This window comes from uncultured Nostoc sp., assembly GCF_964245575.1.
Classification (GTDB): Bacteria; Cyanobacteriota; Cyanobacteriia; order Cyanobacteriales; family Nostocaceae; genus Nostoc.
Map to the genome: position 1 here is coordinate 1 of NZ_CAXTNP010000056.1, position 3,793 is coordinate 3,793.

Genomic DNA, 3,793 nt, shown 5'->3' on the forward strand with positions numbered 1-3,793 from the left:
AATGCAGGGGACATCAACAACGATGGCATTGACGACCTGATTATTGGGGCAGATAGTGCCAACCCCAACGGCAAATATGATGCTGGGCAAAGCTATGTAGTATTTGGGGGGAAAAATATCGGCAGTGGCAGCACCATTAACCTAACCGGAACTGCTGATTCAGACACTCTCATCGGTACAATTGGCAACAACATCATCGACGGCAAAACTGGTGATGATACCCTCACAGGCAATGGTGGTCAAGATAAGTTTGTGTTGAACTCTGGCGATCGCAATGACATCATCACCGATTTTGGTGGCGTTGGTAAAGGCATAAACCCATCTCAGGCTGTGATTGCCAATGTTGACACACTGCAATTTATTGGTTCGGGCTTAACTGCCCGAAATCTGCAACTAATTCAAAAAGGCAACAACTTAGAAGTCACTTTTGAAAATGTGCCATCTACCAAAGTCCAATTGCAAAACTTCCTTTTAGAAAATCTGGATAACCTGCCAGCAATTTCTTCAAAACCTGCACTGGGCAATATTTTGTTTGATGGGCAAACCAGCATTGCTGATAGCTTTGATGTGATTAATGCCAACTCCACTCAAACTAGCATTTTCAACAAAAACACTGTCACCTTCCTGAATGACTTAAACAATAACATTGCAGGTTTTGACAACTCCAATGATGTGATTAATGGTCAAGGCGGTAACGACAAAATCAATGGTTTGAGTGGCAATGACTTGCTGCGAGGTGGTACTGGCAATGATATTCTCATCGGTGGTGCTGGTAATGATACCCTTGTCGGCGGTGCGGGTGCTGACAAATTCCTTTACAATACCAATGCTGCCTTTGCCAGTACTGCTGTTGGTGTAGATGCGATCGCTGATTTTAACCACTCCCAAGGTGACAAGATTATCTTAGATAAGACTACCTTTAATGCAATTACTTCTACTGCGGGAACAGGTTTTAGTAACTTGAGTGATTTTCAAGTCACGAATTCAGCCAAGACTAGCACAGCAAAAATTGTCTACGATCCTGTGAGTGGACAGTTGTTCTACAATCAAAATGGCAGCGCGGCTGGTTTTGGCAGTGGCGGTCTATTTGCGACTCTAACTGCTGCGCCAACTCTGACGGCATCTGATTTTATCTTGCAAGCATAGTTTGCTTAAAACATAGAGTTCCAAGCTTGGAACACGGAACTGAATCTTTTACTAACAACTCTGGGCTATTTAGATAGACGAGTCATTTCAAATAATTGCTGGGCATTACTTCCTAAAAAAGCATCAAAAAGTATCTGCTTTCCAGATTCCACTTCTACTAGATAGCGCTGGGCAATTTCATAATAAGCGTAAGTCCAAGGGATTTGAATTTCTGCACCACTGTTATTATCTAACACTGTCACCATTTCTGTGACTGCTTGAGTTGCAGTTTGCCGCAAACCACAACCAATATTTCCCTCTATCTCTGCTTTCATCGGTACACCCAACTTAGCCAAAGCGCTGGCAGTAGTATCAATGTCTGGATATTCTGGAGTATTCTGGGCGTTGACGTAGCCTGTAAAGTGGTTGACTGCGTAACCATGCAGCAACACCCAAGCCCCATACTGAGTAACCTGATTCACCTCTTCGACAACAGAACGCACAGGAGGTAGCCAAGGGCGGGTAAAGACTTGCTGGAGTTGTTTGGCGATAGTTTCAATGTTTCCGTTTTTTTGTAAAAGAAGAGTCAGGGGTGAGATGAGTTCGTCTGGGATTGAAGATACTGTTTTAGAGATGAGTTGGGCAATATTAGCAGGCAATTCATCGACAATCAACTCACTAATAAACAGTTTGGGTAAGTTAAATTCCTCTTGCTGTGGATGACGATAATAACGGGCGTACAAATGGGTTTGAGCAAAATTATACTCTCCAGCCGCCACGTAACCTAAAGCTTCTACAAGTTGCCCAAGGTAGTCAATTCCTAAGTTAACTTCACCCTGTGGACTATCTACTAATAAACGCAAAGACCGAAAGGCGATATGGTCGTTGGCGACATTCCCACCCGCAGCAGTAATCATTTGCTGGTAGGTACGGGCATGATTTACCCTGGTGCTGTATTCTTGCCAAAGTAATTTCCATAAATGAGGGGCTATTTCGGGTTTCATATAGATTAGTTATTTGTCATTAGTTAACAATAGAGACGCGATTAATCGCGTCTGTACAAGTCCCCCTTATCTTTTAAGAACTTAAAATGTCGCTGATAATCTGAAGGGCTATCTGAATTTGGTCGCTATCGATAACTAAAGGTGGGCAAAAACGAATTGCTGCTTTACCGCAACCAAGCAATAATAAACCTCGTAAAAAAGCTTCTTGGATAATGCGATCGCGCAATTTATGATCGAGATTACCCTGTTCATCCAATAAATCCACCGCAACCATTAAACCTTTACCTCGTGGCGGCGATACTTTAGGAAATCTTTGATGCAACTTGGTAAGACTAGCTTGTAATAATTCTCCCATCTGAGTAGCGTTAGTCATCAAACCACTTTCCAGCAGTCGCAGTGTGGCAATACCAGCAGCACAAGCTACGGGATTACCGCCGAATGTGGTAGCGTGAGAACCGGGAGGCCAAGTCATCAACTCTGGTCTGGCAAGTATTGCTCCTAATGGCAAACCACTGGCGATACCTTTGGCAGTAGTAATGATATCAGGCATCACACCCCAATGCTCGATCGCAAATAAACGACCAGTCCGCCCCATCCCTGCTTGCACTTCATCCACTACCATCAGAATACCGTGGCGATCGCAAATATCCCGAATCCGTTCCAAAAAACCATCTTCGGGGACGATATACCCGCCTTCTCCCTGAATTGCTTCGACTACGATCGCCGCCACTTCTTGCGGTGGTAAAATTGTGCAAAATAACTGTTCTTCTAGATAATCTAAGCTAGCGTGAGTGCCGTAGGGGATATGAGTCACCCCAGGAACTAAAGGCCCAAAATTCGCTCGCTGCACTGCTTTGGAACCAGTCAGAGACATTGCCCCATAAGTGCGTCCGTGAAATGCACCTAAGAAGGCTACAATTAGCGATCGCTTGGTGTAATATCTAGCTAGTTTGATGGCTCCTTCGTTAGATTCTGCCCCGGAATTGGTGAAAAATACTTTTGCGGGAAACCCAGTATTACTCTGTGGCTGGGGAAACGGGGCGCGAATCGCCAATTGTTCCGCTAGTTCCACCATTGGTTCATAATAAAAATCCGTCCCTGACATGTGCAGCAGACGTTCCGACTGTTCTTGAATTGCTTTAACAACTTCCGGGTGAGCGTGTCCGGTGGCGGTAACGGCTATACCTGCGGTCATATCCAGAAATACATTGCCATCCACGTCTTCTACCATACAGCCCTGACCGCGAGATACAACTAACGGGTAATCGCGGGTGTAAGAAGGGGAAGTTACGGCGCGATCGCGTTGTACAATTGCTTGAGCGCGAGGCCCAGGTAAGGAAGTTACTATACGGGGTCTAAGAGGTAAATTTAGGTTAATAGCGATACCTAACATAATTTTTTCAATTTTTTAAAGATACTGATGATTAAACGCTAAAGTTTGATTGCTTACAGTAGCATTTGATTCCATTGCTGTAGAAATTACGCATTTACCGAAAAAGCTTCATAGTAAAGATTTTCGTATTTTGTAAAACTTTGCCCGGCCACGTCTACGCAAAAGTTACTTTTGAAGTCACATTAGTTGCTTTTGCGACTCCAAAAGTTACTTTTGAAGTCACATTAGTTGCTTTTGCGACTCCAAAAGCTAGTTTTCAAGTCACATTAGT

General features: G+C 43.9%; 2 protein-coding genes and 1 pseudogene. 1 reads left to right on the forward strand and 2 read right to left on the reverse strand.

Annotated features, from left to right (window positions below; genetic code table 11):
- A pseudogene (locus ACFFAP_RS11425) lies at positions 1-1,146 on the forward strand (hypothetical protein); the annotation flags it as partial.
- A gap of 65 nt (positions 1,147-1,211) precedes the next feature.
- Here ACFFAP_RS11425 and ACFFAP_RS11430 read toward each other — a convergent pair.
- Entirely contained in the window at positions 1,212-2,129 is a 918-nt protein-coding gene (locus tag ACFFAP_RS11430) for a DUF1338 domain-containing protein (RefSeq protein ID WP_375511325.1), read from the reverse strand.
- 73 nt (positions 2,130-2,202) lie between these two features.
- Positions 2,203-3,522: an acetyl ornithine aminotransferase family protein gene (locus ACFFAP_RS11435; protein WP_375511326.1), complete on the reverse strand. Its 1,320-nt coding sequence runs from the start codon at positions 3,520-3,522 to the stop codon at positions 2,203-2,205.
- Positions 3,523-3,793: the final 271 nt, after the last annotated feature.

Bases quoted from the DNA above. Each gene is read 5' to 3' on its own strand.
- ACFFAP_RS11430 (WP_375511325.1), bottom strand. From the start codon at position 2,129: ATGAAACCCGAAATAGCCCCTCATTTATGGAAATTACTTTGGCAAGAA.
- ACFFAP_RS11435 (WP_375511326.1), bottom strand. From the start codon at position 3,522: ATGTTAGGTATCGCTATTAACCTAAATTTACCTCTTAGACCCCGTATA.